Annotated in this window: 19 protein-coding genes and 1 pseudogene; 18 read left to right on the top strand and 2 right to left on the bottom strand. The window is 70.6% G+C overall.

The genetic code is table 11. The features are described 5' to 3' along the window. Positions 1 to 72: 72 nt before the first annotated feature. From MicB006_RS17530 to MicB006_RS17465, 14 genes and pseudogenes are all read left to right on the top strand, one after another. Positions 73 to 1389, top strand: a complete 1317-nt coding sequence (locus tag MicB006_RS17530) for an MFS transporter (RefSeq protein ID WP_116507535.1) — start codon at positions 73 to 75, stop codon at positions 1387 to 1389. A 93-nt stretch (positions 1390 to 1482) separates the two neighbouring features. Continuing rightward, positions 1483 to 1785 (top strand): urease subunit gamma, encoded by a 303-nt coding sequence (locus tag MicB006_RS17525; protein WP_116507533.1) that lies wholly within the window; start codon positions 1483 to 1485, stop codon positions 1783 to 1785. A gap of 43 nt (positions 1786 to 1828) precedes the next feature. Further along, positions 1829 to 2164 (top strand): annotated as a pseudogene (locus MicB006_RS17520) (urease subunit beta); the annotation flags it as partial. Between the two features lie 215 nt (positions 2165 to 2379). Next, positions 2380 to 4098 (top strand): urease subunit alpha, encoded by a 1719-nt coding sequence (locus MicB006_RS17515; RefSeq protein ID WP_116507529.1) that lies wholly within the window; start codon positions 2380 to 2382, stop codon positions 4096 to 4098. 52 nt (positions 4099 to 4150) lie between these two features. After that, the gene (ureE, locus tag MicB006_RS17510) at positions 4151 to 4714 is read left to right on the top strand and encodes an urease accessory protein UreE (RefSeq protein ID WP_073831525.1); all 564 of its coding nucleotides are present in this window, start codon (positions 4151 to 4153) and stop codon (positions 4712 to 4714) included. Positions 4715 to 4732: 18 nt separating this feature from the next. Further along, on the top strand, positions 4733 to 5410 hold the full coding sequence (locus MicB006_RS17505; RefSeq protein ID WP_225980399.1) for an urease accessory protein UreF: 678 nt from the start codon (positions 4733 to 4735) through the stop codon (positions 5408 to 5410). A 36-nt stretch (positions 5411 to 5446) separates the two neighbouring features. Continuing rightward, on the top strand, positions 5447 to 6076 hold the full coding sequence (gene ureG, locus MicB006_RS17500; protein WP_013287653.1) for an urease accessory protein UreG: 630 nt from the start codon (positions 5447 to 5449) through the stop codon (positions 6074 to 6076). Next, positions 6073 to 6996: an urease accessory protein UreD gene (locus MicB006_RS17495; RefSeq protein ID WP_116507525.1), complete on the top strand. Its 924-nt coding sequence runs from the start codon at positions 6073 to 6075 to the stop codon at positions 6994 to 6996. Before ureG ends, MicB006_RS17495 begins: the two co-directional genes overlap by 4 nt. A gap of 16 nt (positions 6997 to 7012) precedes the next feature. Then, the gene (yut, locus tag MicB006_RS17490) at positions 7013 to 8083 is read left to right on the top strand and encodes an urea transporter (protein ID WP_116507523.1); all 1071 of its coding nucleotides are present in this window, start codon (positions 7013 to 7015) and stop codon (positions 8081 to 8083) included. Then, the gene (locus MicB006_RS17485) at positions 8061 to 9701 is read left to right on the top strand and encodes an ammonium transporter (RefSeq protein WP_116507521.1); all 1641 of its coding nucleotides are present in this window, start codon (positions 8061 to 8063) and stop codon (positions 9699 to 9701) included. The genes yut and MicB006_RS17485 overlap by 23 nt, the downstream gene beginning before the upstream one ends. Positions 9702 to 9756: 55 nt before the next feature. Continuing rightward, on the top strand, positions 9757 to 10542 hold the full coding sequence (locus MicB006_RS17480; RefSeq protein WP_116507519.1) for a maleylpyruvate isomerase family mycothiol-dependent enzyme: 786 nt from the start codon (positions 9757 to 9759) through the stop codon (positions 10540 to 10542). A 24-nt stretch (positions 10543 to 10566) separates the two neighbouring features. Then, the gene (locus tag MicB006_RS17475; protein ID WP_036342567.1) at positions 10567 to 10917 is read left to right on the top strand and encodes a DUF2203 domain-containing protein; all 351 of its coding nucleotides are present in this window, start codon (positions 10567 to 10569) and stop codon (positions 10915 to 10917) included. 9 nt (positions 10918 to 10926) lie between these two features. After that, positions 10927 to 11442, top strand: a complete 516-nt coding sequence (locus MicB006_RS17470) for a GNAT family N-acetyltransferase (RefSeq protein ID WP_116507518.1) — start codon at positions 10927 to 10929, stop codon at positions 11440 to 11442. Between the two features lie 106 nt (positions 11443 to 11548). Continuing rightward, on the top strand, positions 11549 to 12352 hold the full coding sequence (locus MicB006_RS17465; RefSeq protein ID WP_116507516.1) for an SGNH/GDSL hydrolase family protein: 804 nt from the start codon (positions 11549 to 11551) through the stop codon (positions 12350 to 12352). A 64-nt stretch (positions 12353 to 12416) separates the two neighbouring features. Here MicB006_RS17465 and MicB006_RS17460 read toward each other — a convergent pair whose 3' ends face one another. Together MicB006_RS17460 and MicB006_RS17455 are read right to left on the bottom strand one after the other, a co-directional pair. Next, on the bottom strand, positions 12417 to 12776 hold the full coding sequence (locus MicB006_RS17460) for a hypothetical protein (RefSeq protein ID WP_116507515.1): 360 nt from the start codon (positions 12774 to 12776) through the stop codon (positions 12417 to 12419). Between the two features lie 603 nt (positions 12777 to 13379). Beyond that, positions 13380 to 13868 (bottom strand): glutathione peroxidase, encoded by a 489-nt coding sequence (locus tag MicB006_RS17455; RefSeq protein WP_116507513.1) that lies wholly within the window; start codon positions 13866 to 13868, stop codon positions 13380 to 13382. Positions 13869 to 14011: 143 nt separating this feature from the next. Here MicB006_RS17455 and MicB006_RS17450 point away from each other — a divergent pair, with 143 nt between their 5' ends. From MicB006_RS17450 to MicB006_RS17435, 4 genes are all read left to right on the top strand, one after another. Then, the gene (locus MicB006_RS17450; RefSeq protein ID WP_116507511.1) at positions 14012 to 15646 is read left to right on the top strand and encodes a glycosyl hydrolase family 18 protein; all 1635 of its coding nucleotides are present in this window, start codon (positions 14012 to 14014) and stop codon (positions 15644 to 15646) included. A 172-nt stretch (positions 15647 to 15818) separates the two neighbouring features. Further along, positions 15819 to 16349, top strand: a complete 531-nt coding sequence (locus tag MicB006_RS17445; protein ID WP_116507509.1) for a hypothetical protein — start codon at positions 15819 to 15821, stop codon at positions 16347 to 16349. A 57-nt stretch (positions 16350 to 16406) separates the two neighbouring features. Beyond that, a complete protein-coding gene (locus MicB006_RS17440; RefSeq protein WP_116507507.1) occupies positions 16407 to 17813 on the top strand; it encodes a class II 3-deoxy-7-phosphoheptulonate synthase in 1407 nt (468 codons plus the stop codon). Between the two features lie 10 nt (positions 17814 to 17823). Continuing rightward, positions 17824 to 18843, top strand: a complete 1020-nt coding sequence (locus tag MicB006_RS17435; protein ID WP_116511513.1) for a low specificity L-threonine aldolase — start codon at positions 17824 to 17826, stop codon at positions 18841 to 18843. The last annotated feature ends 86 nt before the right edge of the window (positions 18844 to 18929 follow it).

The following is an 18929-nucleotide window of genomic DNA, read 5'->3' as shown; positions in this document are numbered from 1 at the left end:
GCGAACCTACTATATGTCGCATATGTAGGGGTTAGGGCGCTTCGCGAGGCGGCCACCGGCGGACGGGGTGACATGGCGGCGAGCGGACGCGCGACCGGCCGGCCGCCCCGCCACAACCTCGTGTCGATCGTGTCGATCGTCGTGCTCTCCGGCGCGTTCTTCGGCTACAACCAGGGCGTCATCAGCGGCGCCCTGCACGACATCCGGCACACGTTCGACGTGGACACCTTCGAGGTGGAGGTGGCGGCGAGCTGGGTGACGCTGGGCGCGCTGGCCGGCGCGCTCGCCGGTGGTCACCTCGCCGACCGGATCGGCCGGCGGGGCGCGCTCTGGGTCGCCGCCGGGGCGTACGTCGTCGGCACGATCGTGCAGGCCGCGGCCCAGACCATCGGCGCGCTGCTCGGCGCGCGGCTGCTGCTCGGCGTGGGCATCGGCGTCGCCTCGGTCGCCGGGCCGATGTTCGCGGCCGAGACCGCGCCGGAACGCATCCGTGGTGGCCTGCTCGCGGTCTACCAGTTCTCGACCACCTTCGCGATCTTCATCGGTTACCTCGCGGACGAGTTGTTCACCGGCGGCGAGTCGTGGCGGTACCTGCTCGGCGCCGCTGTCGTGCTGGGCGTGGCGCTGATCCTGGTCACCGTGGTGGTGCCGGACTCGGCGGTCTGGTACCTCAAGCGCGGCGACCGCCGCCGCGCCCGGCAGTCGCTGTGCCGGACCGTCCCCGAGCACCGGGTGGACCAGCGTCTCGACGAGGTCGAGAAGAGCCTGCACGGCCGTAAGGCGAGCTGGCGGGAGCTGCTGTCGCCGCAGTGGCGGCGTCCGCTCGCGCTGGGCGTGGGGCTGGCGCTGTTCCAGCAGACGACCGGGATCAACGGCATCATCTACTACGCCGACTCGATCTTCGCGGCGGCCGGATTCCGTACCCCGGAGGCGCAGCTCTCCGCGACCACCTGGGCCATCGGCGCGGTGGACGCGGCGTTCGCGCTCGTCGCGGTGGGCCTGCTGGACCGCGTCGGCCGGATCACCACAGCGGGCCTGTTCCTGCTGGTCGGCGTGGTCTTCTTCGTCGCCTTCTACGCCGTGTCGATCGGCCCGGCCGCGTGGACCGTGATCAACGAGATCTATCCCGGTCCGATCCGCGGGCGGTGCGTGGCGATCGCCTCCGCCACCCACTGGGGCACCGAGTACCTGATCACGCAGTTCTTCCTGAGTCTGCTCGACGCGCTCGGCCGGTCGGGCGTCTTCGCGCTGTTCGCCGGCCTGTGCGTGGTCGGCTTCCTGTTCGTCCGGCGCTATCTGCCGGAGACCAGGGGCCGGACGCTGGAGCAGATCCAGCAGATGTGGGTCGCCGACTACGACCGGCGCAGGCGGGCGCGCACCGGTTCCTGAAATCTCCCTGAAAGCCTGCGGCGCGACCGAAGCGCTCCTACCGTGACGGAATAGCTCAAACCGTACAAAAGGTGCGGACGAAGGGGTCGCGAAGTGCATCTCACGCCGAAGGAATTCGACAAGCTGACGATCCACTCGTTGGCGATGGTCGCCAACGCCCGCAAGTCCCGCGGGGTCAAGCTCAACCACCCCGAGGCCGTGGCGGTGATCTGCGCGGCGGCGCTCGAAGGCGCGCGCGAGGGCAAGACCGTCGAGGAGGTCATGAACGACGCCAGCCACGTGCTCACGGCGGACGACGTGATCCCCGGCGTGGCGGACATGATCCCGATGCTCCAGGTCGAGGCGGTCTTCACCGACGGGTCACGGCTGATCACCGTCCACTCACCCATCCAGTAGATCAGCGACCGGAGGCCACGGTCTCCGGCAGAGCGGGGGCGACATGGCGAAGCAACACCCGGGACCGAACTCCAAGCACCTTCGGCCCATCGGCGGCTACAAGCTCAGCGACCAACCTCTGGAACTCAACGCCGGGCGGCCGGTGACCGAGGTGGTCGTGCACAACACCGGTGACCGGCCCATCCAGGTCGGCTCCCACTTCCACTTCTTCGAGGCCAACCGCTTCCTGGAGTTCGACCGCCCGTCGGCGTTCGGCAAACGGCTGAACATCCCGGCCACGACCTCGATCCGGTTCGAGCCCGGCGACCGCAAGACCGTCCAGCTCGTCCCGTACGGCGGCTCCCAGCGGGTGTACGGCTTCAACGGCCTGGTCCAGGGCTGGACCGGCGACGGGCCGATCCCCGGGTACCGGCCGGACCGGGCCGAGGCGCTCCACCAGGCCCAGACGCGCGGCTTCAAGACCACGTCGCAGCAGCAGGACCAGGGTCAGGCCAACGACCAGGCCAAGGGCAAGGGCAAGGGCCAGGACAAGAGCGGCAAGGGCGACAAGTAGCCCGGCAATCCTTCGACGCGCCAGAGCTGGAGCGAGAACGCATGAGTCAGATCTCACGGCAGGAATATGCCGGAATGTACGGCCCGACCACGGGCGACCAGATCCGGCTGGCTGACACCGACCTCTACATCGAGATCGAGAAGGACCTGCGGGTCCTCGGTGACGAGGTCATGTACGGCGGCGGCAAGACCCTGCGCGACGGCATGGGCAGCGCCAGCCAGGCCACCAGCGCCGAGGGCGTGGTGGACCTGGTGATCACCAACGTGACAATCGTCGACGCGCTGCTCGGCGTGGTCAAGGCGGACGTGGGGATCAAGGACGGAAGGATCGCCGGGATCGGCAAGGCCGGTAACCCCAACATCATGGACGGGGTGACCCCGGGCCTGGTGACCGGACCGGGCACCGACGCGATCTCCGGTGAGCACCTGCTCCTGACCGCCGGCGGCATCGACGCGCACGTCCACCTGGTCACCCCGCAGCAGGTGTGGGCGGCGCTCAGCAACGGCGTCACCACCCTCTGGGGCGGCGGCACCGGGCCCACCGACAGCACCAACGGCGTCACCATCACGCCCGGCCCGTGGAACATCCAGAACATGATGCGGGCCTTCGAGGACCTGCCGATCAACATCGGCCTGCTGGGCAAGGGCAACAGCAGCGGCCGGGCGCCCCTCGTCGAGCAGATCATGGCCGGAGTGCCCAGCTTCAAGATCCACGAGGACTGGGGCGCGCCGCCCGCGGTGATCCGGTCCTGCCTGGCCGTCGCCGACGAGTACGACGTCCAGATCAGCATCCACACCGACACGCTCAACGAGAGCGGCTACATCGAGGACAGCATCGCCGCCTTCGAGGGCCGCACCATCCACACCTTCCACACCGAGGGCGCGGGCGGCGGGCACGCGCCGGACATCATCAAGGTCGCCGGCCAGATGAACGTGCTGCCCGCCTCGACCACGCCCACCGTGCCGTACGGCATCAACAGCCAGTCCGAGCTGTACGACATGATCATGGTCTGTCACAACTTCAACCCGAAGGTGCCCTCGGACGTCGCGTTCGTGGAGAGCCGGATCCGCACCGAGACCATCGCCGCCGAGGACGTGCTCCTCGACGAGGGCGTCATCTCGATGATGCAGAGCGACTCGCAGGCCATGGGCCGGGTGGGGGAGACCTGGCTGCGCACCGTCCAGCTCGCCGGGCAGATGAAGAACGTCCGCGGCAAGCTGGCCGAGGACTCCGACGCCAACGACAACTTCCGCGTGCTGCGCTACGTCGCCAAGATGACCATCAACCCGGCGATCACCCAGGGCGTATCGCACGTCATCGGCTCGGTCAGCCCGGGCAAGCTCGCCGACCTCGTCCTCTGGGAGCCCGCGTTCTTCGGCACGAAGCCGAAGATGGTGCTCAAGGGGGGCATGATCGCCTGGTCCATCATGGGCGACCCGAACGCCTCGCTGCCCACCCCGCAGCCGGTCTACTACCGGCCCATGTTCGGCGCCACCGGCACCCAGGTCGCCAAGAACTGCGTGACGTTCGTGTCCCGGGCCGCGCACGAGGCGGGCGTCGCCGAGAAGCTCGGCCTGCAACGGCAGGTCATGCCGGTCTACGGCTGCCGCAACCTGACCAAGCGCGACATGGTGCGCAACGACCGTACGCCGAAGCTCGAGGTCGACCCGGAGACCTTCGCCGTGAAGATGGACGGCGTGCACGCGACAGTGCCGGCGGCCAAGAACCTTCCCCTCAGCCAGCTCTACTTCTTCAGCTGACCCGGCGCCCGCCCCGGCCGGGCCGGCGGCGGGCCGCGTGAAAGGAGAACACATGCTCGTCGAAACGGTACTCGGCAACGTGAACGAGCCGGCCTGGACCGAGCGGCTCCGGGAGGCCAAGGTCGACGACCTGGTCCTCGACCAGTGGGACGCCCAGAAGAGCCGGCTGCGGCGGACCACGAGCCTCGGCACCGAACTGGCGCTGTCCCTGTCCCGCGGCGTACGGCTGCGCGACGGCGACGTGCTCGCCTGGGACGACGCCACGGCGACCGCTGTGGTGGCCCGGATCGCGCTCGGCGAGGTGATGGTCGTGCACCTCGACACGCTGCACGGCGAGTCGCTGGACATGGTGATCCGCTCCGCCGTCGAACTCGGCCACGCGATCGGCAACCAGCACTGGCCGGCGGTCGTGAAGGGCACCAAGATGTACGTCCCGCTGACGGTGGACCGCAAGGTCATGGACTCGGTGATGCGGACACACGCGTTCACCGGCCTCACCCACGAGTTCATCCCCGGCACCGAGATCATCGCGTACCTGGCCCCGCATGAGTCGCGGCGGCTGTTCGGCGGGGCCGACTCGACCCCGCACACGCACCTGCCCGCCGATCTGAACTGAGGGGCCGGGGTGTCCACGGTGACCGAGGCCCTGAAGCTGCTCCAGTTCGGCGACTCGGTCTTCCCGGTCGGCGCGTTCTCCTTCTCCAACGGGCTGGAGACGGCTGTCGAGCAGGGCGCGGTGCACGACCGGACAACGTTGCAGGAGTTCGTGCGGACGGTCACCCGTGCCGCCGCCACCGGTGACGGCGTCGCGCTGCTCGTGGCGCACCGCGCCGTCGGCGCCGGGGACCTCGACCGGATCCGGGCGGCCGACGAGGCCGTACACCTGCGCAAGATCAATGAGGAGACGCGGACGATGACCGTCCGCATGGGGCGCAAGCTGGCTGAGGCCGCCGAACGGGTGGTGGGGGAGTCCCTGCTGCGCAAGCGCGTCGCGGAGAGCGGCGGCGGAGTCCCGGTCACCTACCCGGTCGCGCTCGGCGTGCTCTTCGCCGAACTCGGCGTGGGCGAGGCGGACGCGTTCGCCGCCCACCAGTACGGCGCGGCCTCCATGGTGCTCGGCGCGGCGGTCCGGCTGATGCGGGTGGACCACCTCGACACCCAGTCGATCCTCTTCGCGGTCAACGAGCGGGTCGGCGAGGACTACGAGGAGGTGCGCACCGCCGGGCTCGACGACATGCAGAACTTCGCGCCGCACCTCGACGTGCTGGCCGGCGCGCACCAGCACGCACACGTACGGATGTTCATGAGCTGAGCGCTCCCGCTCACCACCTGAAGGGCTTTTCCCAAGATGAAATCAGCGAGTCGGATCGGTGTCGGCGGCCCGGTGGGCAGCGGCAAGACGGCCATCATCGAGGCCGTCGTGCCCCGCCTGGTCGAGCAGGGCCTGCGCATCCTGGTCATCACCAACGACGTGGTCACCACCGAGGACGCCAAGCACGTCCGCCGCGCGCTGACCGGCGTGCTGGTGGAGGAACGCATCGTCGGTGTGGAGACCGGCGCCTGCCCGCACACCGCCGTACGCGAGGACCCGAGCATGAACCTCGCCGCCGTGGAGGACATGGAGGCGCGGTTCCCGGACAGCGACGTCGTGCTCATCGAGAGCGGCGGGGACAACCTGACGCTCACGTTCAGCCCCGCACTCGTCGACTACTTCATCTACGTGATCGACGTGGCGGCCGGCGACAAGATCCCGCGCAAGAACGGCCCCGGCATCTCCAAGTCCGACATCCTCGTGATCAACAAGACCGACCTGGCCCCGTACGTCGACGCCGACCTGGACGTGATGGCCCGCGACGCCGAGCTGATGCGCGGCGGCAAGCCGTTCGTCTTCACCAACTGCAAGACCGGCGAGGGCATCGACGACCTCGTGGACCTGGTCCGCCGCAACGCGCTCTTCGACGCCGAAGTGCTGGCATGACCACTCTGGACTCCGTCCGGGAACTCGCGCCGTACCAGGACCAGCCGGCGCAGCTGCCGGCTGCCGCGAACGGCAAGGTGGGCATCCTCCGGCTGGGGTTCGAGCGGCGCGCGGACCAGGACCGCACCATCCTGCGCGACGTCTTCCGGCAGTCGCCGCTGCTGGTGCAGCGCGCGCTGTACTGGGACGAGGAGATGCCGGGTCTGCCCTGCGTCATGATCCTCACCACCTCCGGCGGCGTGCTCCAGGGCGACCGGCTGCGGATGGACGTCGACCTGGGGCCTGGAGCGCAGGCGCACCTGGTCACCCAGGCCGCCACCAAGATCCAGGAGATGGACGCCAACTACGGCACCCAGACCCAGAGCTTCACCCTGGCCGAGGATGCCTACCTGGAGTTCCTGCCGGAGCCGGTGATCCCGTTCCGGCGCAGCCGGTTCGTCTCCGACACGGTGGTCCGGCTCCCGGAGACCGCGACAATGCTGTACGCCGAGGTGCTCCAGCCCGGCCGTAAGTACTACCGCGACGGCGAGATCTTCGCGTACGACCTGTTCTCCACCACGCTGCGGGCGCAACGGCCCGACGGACGCCCGCTGTTCGTGGAGAAGTTCGTCATCACGCCGGGCCGGTTCCCGGTGTCGCGGATCGGGATGATGGACCGCTTCCACGTCTTCGGCAACGTCGTGCTGCTCACCGACCCGGACCGGGCGGCAAGGGTCTTCGAGCGGACCGCGACGCCGGTGTGGGACGAGGCGACACCGCTGGCCACCGCGGTGAGCCGGCTGCCCAACGACGCCGGTCTGGTGTTCAAGGTGCTCGGGCAGGAGACCGAACCGGTCCGCGCAGCGGTACGCGAGTTCTGCGTCGCCGCCCGCGAAGAGGTGACCGGCTGCACCTTCCCGCCGGTCTTCAGCTGGCGTTGACCTGGAGGACAGCGAGATGGCCGACATCGGACGTGGCTGGCACCGGCTGGCCGACCGGAACCCGGCGGTCGGGTTCGTCGACGCCTGCCTGCGCGGCGCCGCGCAGGTGGTGCTCCAGAACAATCCGCTCAGTGGCCTGCTCATCCTGATCGCGCTCGCCTGGGGCGCGTTCGAGAACGGGACGCCCCGGGTGTTCGGCGGCGGCGTGCTCGGCCTGGTCGTGGGCACCGCCACCGCGCTGGCGCTGCGGGTCGACATGTCCAGTTGGCGCAAGGGCCTGTTCGGCTTCAGCCCGCTGCTGACCGGGCTCGCGGTGCCCACGTTCCTCGACCAGCGCCCGCTGATGTGGCTCTACCTCGTGCTCGGCGCGATCGGCACGGTGGTGGTCACGCTCGCCCTCAACGCCGTGTTCAAACGCTGGAACCTGACCGCCTACACGTTCCCGTTCGTGCTCACGACCTGGTTCCTGCTGATGGCGGCGTACCAGTTCGACAGGTTCACAGTGCTCACCAAGCTGACCCCGAAGTTCCCCGGTGAGGGATCGTCGACCGGCGGCACGTTCGACTGGGGTCTCATCCCGACGTTCTTCAAGGGCGTGTCCCAGGTCTACCTGATCGAGAGCTGGGTCACCGGCCTGCTCATCCTCGTCGCCCTGCTGATCAACTCCCGGTGGTCGGCGCTGTTCGCGGTGATCGGCGCCGTCGGCGCGACGCTGCTGGCGCTCTGGTTCGGCGCCGACGGCGCGTCCCTGGACAAGGGGCTGTTCGCCTTCAACGCGGTCCTGACCGCGATCGTGGTGGGCGCTGTCGCGCACCGCCCCGGCGCGCTGGTCACCGTCTACACGCTGTTCGGCATCGCGCTGACGCTGTTCGTGCAGATGGCGCTGACCACCATGCTCACGCCGCTGGGCATCCCGGTGCTGACCGGGCCGTTCAACATCGCCACCTGGCTGTTGCTGCTGCCGGACCGGCACTTCGCGCCGCTGCCCAACCACGAACGGGTCAAGGACAGCGTCCTGCACACCGTGCGCGACTCCGTCCACCTGCGAGAGAAGGAGGGAAACCGTGTCCGCTCCGAACGCGGGTGACACCGCCTGGGTGCTTGTCTGCGCCGGGCTCGTCCTGTTCATGACGCCGGGGCTCGCCGCGTTCTACGGCGGCATGGTCCGCACCCGCAACGTGCTGGCGATGCTGCAACAGAACATGATCGCGCTGGGCGTGGTCAGCCTGACCTGGGTACTCGTCGGCTACACCATCGCCTTCGGCGACGACGCCGGCAGCGGGCTGTTCGGCAACCTGGAACTGTTCGGGCTCACCGACCTGAAGGTGCCGCCCGCACCGAACCTGCACGTGGTCGACGGCCGGATCACCATTCCGACGCTGGCGTTCGTGCTGTTCCAGATGATGTTCGCGGTGATCACACCGGCGCTCGTCACCGGCGCCACAGCGGGCCGGCTGCGCTTCGGCGGCTGGGTGCTGTTCCTCGCGGTCTGGTCGGTGGTGGTCTACGCGCCGATCGCGCACTGGCTCTGGCACCCCGGCGGATGGCTGGCGAAGTTCGGCACCCAGGACTGGGCCGGCGGGCTCGTCGTGCACGCCAGCGCCGGCGCCGCCGTCCTCGCCGTCCTGCTCGTCGTCGGCCGCCGCCGGAACTGGCCGCACACCGCCGCGCCACCCAACTCGATCCCGCTGACCATCGTCGGCGCGGGCATCCTCTGGTTCGGCTGGTTCGGCTTCAACGGCGGCGACGGCCTCCAGGCCAACGGCCTCGCCGCGCAGGCCGTCCTCAACACGCACCTCGCCGCCGCCGCGGCGATGCTCGTCTGGCTGGCGCTGGAACGCGTCACCGACGGACACAGCACCGTCGTGGGCGCGGTCTCCGGCGCGGTGGCGGGCCTTGCGACTGTCACCCCGACCGCCGGGTACGTCAACGCGGCGTCGGCCGTCGCGATCGGCGCGCTGGCCGGCCTGGTCTGCCACTTCGCGCTGAAACTGAAGTACCTGCTGCGCCTCGACGACGCGCTCGACGTGCTCGCCGTGCACTTCGTCGGCGGCATGCTCGGCACGCTCCTGCTCGGCCTGTTCGGCAACCGCGGGGTCAACCCGCTCGGCGCCGACGGGCTGTTCCTCGGCGGCGGAGGCGGCCTGCTGTGGCGTCAGTTCGTCGGCGTGGTGAGCGTGGTCGCGTTCTCCTTCGTCCTGACCTGGCTGATCGCCGCCGGAGTGCAGGCGCTCATCGGCCTGCGCGTACCGCTCGCCGACCAGGAACGCCTCGACCAGGCGCAACAGGGCGCCGACGCGTACCACCTGGGCGGGGTCACCAGCCTGACCGCGCCGGGCGCGCCCCGCCGCCGTACCGGAGCGGCGCCGGCCGGCGAACCGGCCGTGCCACCAGGCCAGCGGGTACGGGTGGTCACCGCGCTGCTGGAACCGGATCCGGCGGCCAACAGCGCCGACCTGCGCGACGCCCTGCTTGCCGCCGGCGCGATCTCGGTGATCGTCAGCGACGCCGCCGTGGCGACGACCACGCCGCAGGCGAGCCTGCTGCCGCGCGGCTACTGGCAGGACCAGCCCCTCGCCGCCCGATTGCGGGTCACGGTGCTGGTCGGCGCGGACGGGGTGGGCGCGGTGCTGGACGAACTGGACCGGATGGGCGCGCGCCGGACCGACACGTTCGTGCAGGAGGCGGAGCGCGTCCAGTCCTGACAGCCGGCTGCGAAAACCGCTGTCCGGTCGCCGGGTGCACTGGTAGAAAGCCGACGTGCACAAGACGTTGACGTTCTCCGATCATCTGCGGCTCATCGACGAACGGTCGACCGCCTTCCGCACCGCTGTCGCCGCGGCGCCCAGCCTCGACATGAAGGTTCCGACCCATCCGGAGCGGACGCTGTTCGATCTCGTCCAACACGTGGGCACGGGCCGCCGCAAGACAGCCGCGATCGTCGCCGCGGGGCCTGCGGACGGGCCGCCGGAGAAGTCGGCCTGGGAGGACGGAGTGGGTGCGCCCCGGGAACGCGAAGCTCTGCTTGCCTGGTGGACCGAGTCCGTCGAGCGGCTGACGAGCACGCTGCGTGCGGCCGGTCCGGATCGGGGTTGCTGGACGTGGTGGGACGACTCACCGTCACCGCAGACCGCCGGTGCCTGGGCGCGGCGCCAGGTTCCCGAGATCGCGGTACACACCTACGACGTCCAGCTCACGGTGGGCGCCCCGCAGCCGCTGCCGGAGGAGGTCGCCCTCGACGGTTTCGACGACTGCCAGTTCACCCTCTGCGCGACAACTGTCGCCTGGCCGCACCAGCCCGCCGTCGTCGACTACCACGCCACCGAGGGCCGCTCCTGGCGCCTCCGGCTGTCCGCCGACGGGGCGCAGGTCGCCCACCTCACGCCCGCTGCCGGCGAGGCCGCGGACACTGCCGACGTCTCCGCCCGTGGCACGGCCAGTGACCTGGTCCTGTTCTTCTACGGCCGCATACCGCTGGATTCCCTGCAGTTCGAAGGCGACAGTCGCATCTTCGACCAGCTCGCGGCCTGGGACCCGTCCGTGTAACCGGTCGTGCCGCATACTGGCCCGGTGTTCACTCTCGCCCAGGCGCGACACCTGGTGGCCACGCTGCGGCCGCGCGTCGACGAACTGATCCGGCTGCGGGCTGACCTGGCCGAGCTGCGGGTCGACCTGGCCGACCACGGTGTCAGCGCGCTCGGCGGGCTCGCCGAGGTGAAGGCCCTGGAGGCGCGCCTGCATCTCGTGGTGGACGAGTTCCACCAGCACGACATCGCGGTCAAGGGGATCGCCCCGGTGCTGCTCGACTTCCCCGGTGAGCGCGACGGCCGGGCGGTGCTCTGGTGCTGGCTGGAGGGGGACACCGACATCAGGTGGTACCACCGGGTCGAGTGCGGTTTCGCCGGCCGCCGCCCGGTCTGACGCCGCCCCGTGGGTGACGCTCGCCCGGCGACTCCGTCCGACGCCGAGGAGCTGGTCCGGCTGCGTGGTCTGATGCTCGCCGGCATGAGCGGCGCGCCGACGCCGCCGGGCCGCTGGCAGGACATCGCCCGGGACAACCTGCGGACCTGGCTGGCGGAGCCGGACCCGTGGCTGGCCGCCTTCGTGGTCGACGCGCCGGACGGCGGGTCGCTTGCGGCCTGCGCGGTGGGCACCGTGGAGCGGCGGCTCGGCGGGCCGGACGATCCGAGCGGCCTGGTCGGGTACGTATTCAACGTCAGTACCGATCCGGCGTACCGGCGGCGCGGCCACAGCCGGGCCTGCGTGAGCGCGCTGCTGGTCTGGTTCCGGGACCGGGGCGTGCGCCGGGTCGATCTGCGGGCCTCGGCGGCCGGCCGTCCGCTCTACCGTGCCCTGGGCTTCCGGGAGGCCGCCGACCCGGCGATGCGGCTGACCCTCCCGGCAGAATCCTTCATCCCGCCGCGGGAGACCGGCAGCGATTTGTAGCGAGTAGTCGCTATGCGCACCGAACCGTAAATCGGTGATCTTCCATGCACTGTAATCTTATTGATATCTATCTCTCACCACCACTTCACGCCCCCAGGAGTGCGACGTGCGGAGATCCCGTCTTGCCACCCTCGCCTTGACCCTGGCCGCCTCGGTCGGGGTCACTCTGTCCCTGGCCGCCCCCGCCCAGGCGGCCCCGTCCGACCGCTACGTCGCGCTCGGCGACTCGTACGCCTCCGGCGTCGGCGCCGACAGCTACACCTCCGAGAGCGGTAACTGTCTACGCAGCACGAACGCCTATCCGGCGCTCTACAACGCCAACATCAAACCCGCGTCGTACCGATCGGTCGCCTGTTCCGGCGCCACCACCGCCGACGTCATCAACAGCCAGCTCTCCGCGCTCTCCTCGACCACCACGCTGGTCAGCGTGACTGTGGGCGGCAACGACGTCGGCTTCGCCAACATCATGAGCACCTGCGTGCTCCAGGGGGAGACCCAGTGCGTGGCGGCCGTGCAGTCCGCCATGAACGTGGCCCGCACCTCGATGCCCGGCCGGCTCGCCAACGTCTACAACGGCATCAAGTCCCGCTCGCCCTCGGCCCGCGTGGTGGTGGTCGGCTACCCGGTCTTCTACCAGCTCGGCACCACCTGCGTCGGACTCAGCGCCACGTCCCGGGCGAAGATCAACGAGGGCATCAACCTGCTCGACGACATCACCCGCACGGCCGCCGTCTCGGCGGGCTTCACCTTCGCCGACGTCCGCTCGATCTTCGTCGGCCACCAACTGTGCAGCTACGGCACCAAGTGGCTGCACGCGCTCAACGTTCTGAGCCTGAGCAAGTCGTACCACCCGACGGCGGCCGGGCAGTCCGGCGGCTACTACCCGGTCTTCCGGTCCGCCGCCGGCTGACCTCGGCCCGACCGGCCGCGCCCCGGCCCCACACGAGGCCGGGGCGCGGCCGTCGCCGAATCGGTCAGCGCGCGAACTGGTTGATCAACTGGCTCAGGCCCCAGGCATTCCTGGCGATGCCGCCCACCCCGCTGAGCCGGGTGACCAGCCGGTCCACCTTGACCATGACCCGCCTGCGGTCCGGCCGCTCCTGCTGGATCAGGTCCACGATGTCGTCGACCTCCTCCAGCGCCAGCTCCGGTTCGACCAACTGAGACCGGTTCTCCTCGATCCGCTGCCGGGTCGCGCGCAACTGCTCCAAGATCTCCCGCAGTGACGCCTCGCCCATGTGGTCGACCTGATCCGCAGTGGCCTTTGGTCCGGCCGCCACCGGTCCGCTGGACGAGCACTGGATCACCACACCGTGGTTACCGTCGTACGTCACTGCTCTTCTCCTCTCGCTTGCCGCCGCTGTCGTTGCGCGGCGCCGTTGCTCCAGGGCCGGCGGCTGCGGACCCCTGGCCGTTGAGGACGTTCACCCGGGCCGTACTCCGGGTCGTACTCGACTTTCGGGGCCACGCTCCGGCGGCCGTCGGCGACCAATTCGGTGACAGGTCCGTCGGCGAATCGTTCACCGCGGTAGGCCGCGCCACGCAATTAACGGTTGTCGCTCGCGTGGCGCATCATGCGTGAGGAAAGTTGCCGATTCTGTGGCGTTCCTGGGACCGTCGACCGTGCTCGTCACGTGACCACCAATCGATGACGATGTGCCGGGGTCAGCCACGTTATGAGGTCAGGCCGGTCTCCGGAAAGTGGCCGTAGGTACCGCTCGCCCGGGTCGACGGGCCGGTCCACTCGTACGGCCGGACGGAGTTGCGACCGAACAGGACACAGTCGGGTCGCCGCCACGATTCGGCGGTGTTGTTGCGACAACGGTTTCGATTCGCGCGGGCGAATTCTTTCCCTGGGTACGCGGGGAGTTGCCGATGTCTGTTCGTGAACGCGCGGAATGCGCGCCGGGACCCGGCACCGTCCCGGCGCGCATTCGTCAGGCCGGCAGGACCTTCTCGATCGCCGCGCGCAGCTCGGGGTCCGCGGGCGTGACCTGCGGGGCGAACCGGGCGGCCACCGTGCCGTCCGGAGCGACGAGGAACTTCTCGAAGTTCCAGCGCACGTCGCCGGTGTGCCCCTCGGCGTCCGGCGTGGACACCAGCTCGGCGTAGAGCGGGTGCCGGTCCGGCCCGTTGACGTCCACCTTCTCCGTCAGCGGGAACGTCACGCCGTAGTTGACCTGGCAGAACTCCTCGATCTCGGCGGCGCTGCCCGGCTCCTGGCCGGCGAACTGGTTGCACGGCACCCCGAGCACCGTGAGCCCGCGCCCGGCGTACGTGTCGGCGAGTTCCTGAAGGCCCGCGTACTGCGGGGTGAGGCCGCAGCGGGAGGCCACATTGACCACGAGCAGGGCACGGCCACGGTAGCGGCCGAGATCGGCCGGTCCGCCGGTGAGGGCGTCGATCTGGACGTCGAAAACGGTCATGTGACGAGGCTACGGGCCGTCGCCCGGACCGTCCCGCGCCACCCGTGAAATCGACGCATCTACATCTTGACGAAGTGGTGACGGCGTGAGTAGCGTCTCAGCAATCAATTTGGAAACTTTCCTAACTATTGGAGGGACGCCGTATGAAGAGATCGCTCCGCCGGGCCCTGTGGGCCACCGGCGCCGTGGTCGCGCTCGCGGTCGCCGCGGTGCCCATGACCACCGCGTCGGCCGCCGGCAGCGTCACCGCCACGTTCGCCAAGGTGCAGGACTGGGGGACCGGCCACGAGGGCCGGGTGACAGTCACCAACGGCACCAGCTCCACCGTCAACGGCTGGCGCATCGAGTTCACGCTGCCCTCCGGCACCTCGATCAGCAGCTCCTGGGACGCCGACATCACCCGCAGCGGTGACCGCTACGTGGCGGTCAACAAGAGCTGGGCCTCGACGCTCGCCCCCGGCGCCAGCTTCAGCTGGGGCTACAACGGCACCGGCGCGTACAAGGCGCCGGTGAGCTGCACGATCAACGGCGGCTCCTGCACCGGCGGCGGCACGCCGACGACCACCGCGCCGACCACGGCGCCGCCCACGACCGCGCCGCCCACCACCGCGCCGCCGACGACCGCCCCGCCGACCACGCAGCCGCCCACCACGCCGCCGCCCGGCGGCAAGAAGGTCGTCGGCTACTTCGCCGAGTGGGGCGTCTACGCCCGCAACTACCACGTCAAGAACATCCACACCAGCGGCTCGGCCGCGAAGCTCACCCACATCCTGTACGCCTTCGGCAACACCACCGGCGGCCGGTGCAGTATCGGGGACAGCTACGCCGACTACGAGAAGGCGTACACCGCGGCGGACAGCGTCGACGGCGTGGCCGACACCTGGGACCAGCCGCTGCGCGGCAGCTTCAACCAGCTGCGCAAGCTGAAGAAGATGTACCCGAACCTGAAGGTGCTCTGGTCCTTCGGCGGCTGGACCTGGTCCGGCGGCTTCACCCAGGCGGCGCAGAACCCGGCCGCGTTCGCCGACTCCTGCTACTCACTGGTCAAGGACCCGCGCTGGGCGGACGTCTTCGACGGCATCGACGTCGACTGGGAGTACCCGAACGCCTGCGGCCTCCAGTGCGACAGCAGCGGCCCGAACGCCTTCAAGAACGTGGTCTCGGCGCTGCGGAGCAAGTTCGGCTCCAGCTTCCTGGTCACCGCGGCGATCACCGCCGACGGCAGCAACGGCGGCAAGATCGACGCCACCGACTACGCGGGCGCCGCGACGAACCTCAACTGGCTGATGCCGATGACGTACGACTACTTCGGCGCCTTCAACGCCCAGGGGCCGACCGCGCCGCACTCGCCGCTCTACTCGTACTCGGGCATCCCGCAGCAGGGCTTCTGGTCGGACGCGGCGATCCAGAAGCTGAAGTCCAAGGGCGTACCGTCCAGCAAGCTGCTGCTCGGCGTCGGCTTCTACGGACGCGGCTGGACCGGCGTGACCCAGGCCGCGCCCGGCGGCAGCGCCACCGGCGCGGCGCCGGGCACCTACGAGGCCGGCATCGAGGACTACAAGGTGCTCAAGAACAGCTGCCCGGCCACCGGCACGGTCGGCGGCACCGCGTACGCCAAGTGCGGCAGCAACTGGTGGAGCTACGACACCCCGGCGACCATCGGCGGGAAGATGAGCTACGCCAACAGCCAGGGCCTCGGTGGCGCGTTCTTCTGGGAGCTCTCCGGTGACACCAGCAACGGTGAGCTGATCGGCGCCATCAAGGGCGGTCTCGGCTAGCCGAGGGCCGACGCACCACCCACCCGGCGGGGAGGGGCCGTACCGGCCCCTCCCCGCCCGCGTGCCGCCCTGGCCGCGCGCGCCGATCCGGGTCAGGATGGGGAGTCACCCGGCCGCGCGGGCCGGGTGTGACACACTCGCCGCTCGACGAGTCCACGCGACGGGAGGACCGATGGATCGCAGCCACCGAGGCCGGTTCGCCGCGCTCGCGCTCGCCTTCGCGCTCACGCCGGCGCTGGCCGCCTGCGGTTCCGGCCCAGACGGCGCCGCCACCGCGCCCAGCGGCCGGGCGCCCGCCGAGGAGGCGGCGGCCAAGAGCCGGGAGCGCGTGCAGGCGTACCTCGACGCGCTCACCGCCCGCGACGCCGACGCCGGCCGCAGCCAGCTCTGCGCGCCCATGCACGCCGCCTTCGACGCTGCCGCCACCGGCCCGAACGGCGACTTCGCCGACCACTTCACGGTGCCCGACGCGACGATCACCGACGTCCGCTCCGGCCCGAACGGGCAGGAGGTCAGCGCCTCCGTCACGGTGGCCGCCGGTTCGCGCAAGGCCACCCGGGCGCTGCTGTTCACGGTGACCCGTAACGGTGCGGACTGGTGCATCTCCGGCGAGGTGCCCGGCGAGCGCGCGGTCGAGCCGACCGCCGACCCGGCGGAGCCGGCGCCGCCGGCGATGGCGCCCTCCCCGGTGTCCTCCCAGTGACCGGAACCATGCCCCTCGGCGGCGAGTGATCGCGACGGTCGCCGTACGCTTTCCTCCATGCGCCATGAGTGGCATCAGCTGAGTCACCCCGCCGTGGGCAGCCCTGGCCTGCAGACCAGCCGCCCGACCGCCGACTCCGCCGAGGACGCAGCCCTCGGCCTCGACCGATGGCGGGAGCTGCCGCGTGCGCAGACCCCGCCGTGGGACGACCAGGCCCAGGTCGCCGAGGTCTGCCGTGTGCTGGACACGGTTCCCTCGGTGGTCGCGCCCTACGAGGTCGACCAGCTGCGGCAGCGGCTGGCCCTGGTCTGCGAGGGCAAGGCGTTCCTGCTCCAGGGCGGTGACTGCGCCGAGACGTTCGTCGACAACACCGAGAGCCACCTGCTCGCCAACGCCCGCACGCTGCTCCAGATGGCCATCGTGCTCACGTACGGCGCGTCGCTGCCGGTGGTCAAGGTGGCCCGGGTGGCCGGCCAGTACACCAAGCCCCGGTCGCTGCCGACCGACGCCCGGGGTCTGCCCGCCTACCGCGGCGACATGATCAACTCGCTGGAGGCCACGCCGGAGGCGCGGGTCGCCGACCCGCAGCGCATGATCCGCGCGTACGCCAACTCGGCCGCCGCCATGAACATGCTCCGCGCGTACCTGGCCGGCGGCCTGGCCGACCTGCACGCCGTGCACGACTGGAACAAGGACTTCGTCCGGCAGTCCCCGGCCGGGGAGCGCTACGACGCGATCGCCCGCGAGATCGACCGGGCGCTGGCCCTCATCCGGGCCTGCGGGATGACAGACGACGAGGCGCTGCGCACCGTCACGCTCTACTGCTCGCACGAGGCGCTGGCGCTGGAGTACGACCGGGCGCTGACCCGGATCTCCGACCACAAGGCGTACGGCCTGTCCGGGCACTTCCTCTGGATCGGCGAGCGGACCCGGCAGATCGACGGCGCGCACATCGACTTCATCTCCCGCATCGCCAACCCGATCGGGGTCAAGCTCGGCCCCACCACGACCCCGGACGAGGCGATCGAGCTCTGCGAGAAGCTCAACCCGGACAACATCCCCGGCCGGCTCACGCTGATCAGCCGGATGGGCAACCACCGGGTACGCGACGCGCTGCCGCCGATCGTGGCGAAGGTCACCGCCGCCGGCGCGAAGGTCGTCTGGCAGTGCGACCCGATGCACGGCAACACGCACGAGTCCTCGAACGGCTACAAGACCCGGCACTTCGACCGGATCGTCGACGAGGTGCTCGGCTACTTCGAGGTGCACCGCGGCCTGGACACCCACCCGGGCGGCCTGCACGTCGAGCTGACCGGCGAGGACGTCACCGAGTGCCTCGGCGGCGCCCAGGGCATCGAGGACCTCGACCTGCCCGACCGGTACGAGACCGCCTGCGACCCGCGGCTCAACACCCAGCAGTCGCTGGAGTTGGCGTTCCTCGTGGCGGAGATGCTCCGTGGCTGACGCGAGGAATCTGATCGATCTGCGGACGGACACCGTGACCCGGCCGACGCCGGGGATGCGGGAGGCGATGGCCGCCGCCGAGGTGGGCGACGACGTCTACGGCGAGGACCCCACGGTCGCCGCCCTGGAGGCGGAGGTGGCCGCGTTGTTCGGCCACGAGGCGGCGCTGTTCGCCCCGAGCGGGTCGATGGCCAACCAGCTCGCGCTCCAGTTGCACGTGCCGCCCGGCGACGAGTTGCTCTGCGACGCCGACGCGCACGTGGTCACGTACGAGGTGGGGGCCGCCGCCGCGTACGGTGGGATCTCCTCGCGGACGTGGCCGGCGGTGGGCGCGGAGCTGGACCCCGACGTGGTCGCCGGGATGATCCGGCCCGACGGCTACTTCGCGGTGCCCACCCGCGCGATCGCCGTGGAGCAGACCCACAACCGGGGCGGCGGCGGGGTGATCCCGCTGCCGACGCTGCGTCGCCTGCGCGAGGTCGCCGACGAGCACGGGGTGGCGCTGCACTGCGACGGCGCCCGGATCTGGCACGCGCACGTCGCGGACGGGGTGCCGCTGGCCGAGTACGGCGTGCTGTTCGACACGCTGTCGGTCTGCCTCTCCAAGGGCCTCGGCGCGCCTGTCGGCTCGCTGGTGGTGGGCAGCGCGGAGAAGATCGCCCGCGCGCGGGTCCTGCGCAAGCGGATGGGCGGTGGCATGCGGCAGGTGGGCATCCTCGCCGCCGCCGGCCGGTACGCGCTGGCGCACCACGTCGAGCGCCTCGCCGAGGACCACGCCAAGGCGGCCCGGCTGGCCGAGGCGGTCGCCCCGCACGGGGTGCTCGCGTCGGTGGCGCGCACCAACATCGTGCCGCTGGACCTGACCAAGCACCCGCTGGACGCGCACGCGCTGGCCGCCGCCGCGCGGGCAGCCGGCCTGCTGATCTCGGTGCTCGGCCCGCGTACCGCCCGGCTGGTGACCCACCTGGACGTCACCGACGAGCAGATCGACAGCGCCGCCACCATCCTGAACACCACCCTGCGCGCCTGACCGGCCCCGCCTTCGCCGGCGGTGATCAAGGAGTTGGCGTCCTGTTCCGCGCCGGAACCGGACACAAACTCCTTGATCACCGGGGC

The organism is Micromonospora sp. B006, assembly GCF_003408515.1.
In the GTDB taxonomy this organism is placed as follows: domain Bacteria; phylum Actinomycetota; class Actinomycetes; order Mycobacteriales; family Micromonosporaceae; genus Micromonospora; species Micromonospora echinospora_A.
This window is presented reverse-complemented; position numbering and strand designations above follow the sequence as displayed.

Bases quoted from the DNA above. Each gene is read 5' to 3' on its own strand.
- MicB006_RS17530 (WP_116507535.1), top strand. From the start codon at position 73: ATGGCGGCGAGCGGACGCGCGACCGGCCGGCCGCCCCGCCACAACCTC.
- MicB006_RS17515 (WP_116507529.1), top strand. From the start codon at position 2,380: ATGAGTCAGATCTCACGGCAGGAATATGCCGGAATGTACGGCCCGACC.
- ureE (WP_073831525.1), top strand. From the start codon at position 4,151: ATGCTCGTCGAAACGGTACTCGGCAACGTGAACGAGCCGGCCTGGACC.
- ureG (WP_013287653.1), top strand. From the start codon at position 5,447: ATGAAATCAGCGAGTCGGATCGGTGTCGGCGGCCCGGTGGGCAGCGGC.
- MicB006_RS17495 (WP_116507525.1), top strand. From the start codon at position 6,073: ATGACCACTCTGGACTCCGTCCGGGAACTCGCGCCGTACCAGGACCAG.
- yut (WP_116507523.1), top strand. From the start codon at position 7,013: ATGGCCGACATCGGACGTGGCTGGCACCGGCTGGCCGACCGGAACCCG.
- MicB006_RS17455 (WP_116507513.1), bottom strand. From the start codon at position 13,868: ATGACCGTTTTCGACGTCCAGATCGACGCCCTCACCGGCGGACCGGCC.
- MicB006_RS17450 (WP_116507511.1), top strand. From the start codon at position 14,012: ATGAAGAGATCGCTCCGCCGGGCCCTGTGGGCCACCGGCGCCGTGGTC.
- MicB006_RS17445 (WP_116507509.1), top strand. From the start codon at position 15,819: ATGGATCGCAGCCACCGAGGCCGGTTCGCCGCGCTCGCGCTCGCCTTC.
- MicB006_RS17440 (WP_116507507.1), top strand. From the start codon at position 16,407: ATGCGCCATGAGTGGCATCAGCTGAGTCACCCCGCCGTGGGCAGCCCT.